Source organism: Faecalibacterium sp. An58 (assembly GCF_002161515.1).
Classification (GTDB): Bacteria; Bacillota; Clostridia; order Oscillospirales; family Ruminococcaceae; genus Faecalibacterium; species Faecalibacterium avium.
On record NZ_NFHX01000063.1, the window covers coordinates 1 to 1811 of the forward strand.

A 1811-nucleotide genomic window follows, 5' to 3' on the forward strand; every position below is an offset into this window, starting at 1 on the left:
TTCACAAAACGGACCATCCGGCCCGAGCGTGCCGTCACCCATGTGGACACTCCTGCCGAGGCGCTGGCGGTGTCCATTGGAGAGAAAGGCCGGGTGGACTTGCCCTATATGGCGGAATTGCTGGGCACGCCCGAGGATTTCGGGCGCATTACCGAGGAGCTGCGCGGGGTGATTTTCCAGGACCCTTCCGACCAGAGCTGGAAAACCGCTGACGAGTACCTGTCCGGCAACGTCCGCAACAAGCTACAGATCGCCAGGCTGGCCGCTGCGAATGACCCGGCTTTTGAGGTCAACGTGGAAGCCCTGACCGCCGCCCAACCCAAGGACCTGGATGCCACCGAGATCGACGTGCGGCTGGGGGCGACCTGGATCTCGCCAGACATCATCCAAAAGTTCATGAACGAGACTTTCCAGATCCCCTTTTATTTAAGGTACGCCATTCGGGTCAAGTTCTCTCCTGCGACGGCGGAGTGGCGGATCGAGGGCAAGACCAAAACAGGCCACAATGACGTCATGGCTTACGAGACCTTCGGCACCACGCGGGCCAGCGCCTACAAGATTCTGGAGGACACCCTCAACCTCCGGGATGCGCGGGTCTATGACACCGTGGAGGATGACAGCGGCAAACCCAAGCGGGTGTTGAACAAAAAGGAGACCATGCTGGCCGGGCAAAAGCAGCAGGCCGTCAAGGATGCCTTTGCAAACTGGATTTGGCAAGACCCACAGCGGCGTGAAAGTTTGGTTAAACAGTACAACGAGCTGTTCAATTCCGCCCGGCCCCGGGAATACGACGGCAGCCACATCCATTTTGTGGGCATGAACCCGGAGATCACCCTGCGGGAGCATCAGCGGAACGCCATTGCCCATGTGCTCTACGGCGGCAACACCCTGCTGGCCCACGAGGTGGGCGCGGGCAAGACCTTCGAGATGGCGGCCTCCGCCATGGAAGCCAAGCGGCTGGGCCTGTGCCAGAAGTCTCTTTTCGTGGTGCCGAACCACCTGACCCTTCAGTGGGCGCAGGAGTTTTTGCACCTCTACCCCAGCGCCAAGTTACTGGTGGCGTCCAAAAAGGATTTTGAAACCGCCAACCGAAAGAAGTTCTGCGCCCGCATCGCCACTGGGGATTACGATGCGGTCATCATCGGGCATTCGCAATTTGAGAAGATCCCCCTTTCTTTCGAGCGGCAGGAGCGCATCATCCAGGAGCAGATCGACGAGATCCAGGGCGGCATTGCTGAGCTGAAACATTCCTCCGGGGAGAAATTCACCATCAAACAGATGGAGAAAAGCCGCAAGCAGCTGGAAATGAAACTCGAAAAACTGCGGGCCGCCGAGCGCAAGGACGATGTAGTCACCTTTGAAGAATTGGGCGTAGACAGGTTGTTTGTGGACGAGTCTCACAGCTTTAAGAATCTTTTTCTTGTAACAAAAATGCGCAATGTCGCCGGTTTGTCCACATCCGAGGCCCAGAAGTCCAGCGATATGTTTGGCAAGTGCCGGTACATGGATGAGCTGACCGGCGGCCGGGGCGTGATTTTCGCCACAGGTACCCCTGTGAGCAACTCCATGACTGAGCTGTACACAGTGATGCGATACCTACAGTACGGCACGTTGCATCAGAAGGGGTTGACGCATTTTGACTGCTGGGCGTCCACTTTCGGGGAAACCACCACCTCTATTGAACTGGCCCCCGAGGGGTACAATGCAATAGGACGATGAAATCATCGCTCCTAAATGCAAAAACAGCGGTCAAAAAACTTTCGGTGAAAATTTCAAAAAATTACGATTTTCTGTGAGAAATGGTTCCGATT

At 56.3% G+C, this 1811-nt stretch carries 1 pseudogene; it reads left to right on the forward strand.

Features of this window, described 5'->3' with window-relative positions:
• Positions 1-1698 (forward strand): annotated as a pseudogene (locus tag B5G12_RS14125) (helicase-like domain-containing protein); the annotation flags it as partial.
• Positions 1699-1811 lie beyond the last annotated feature (113 nt).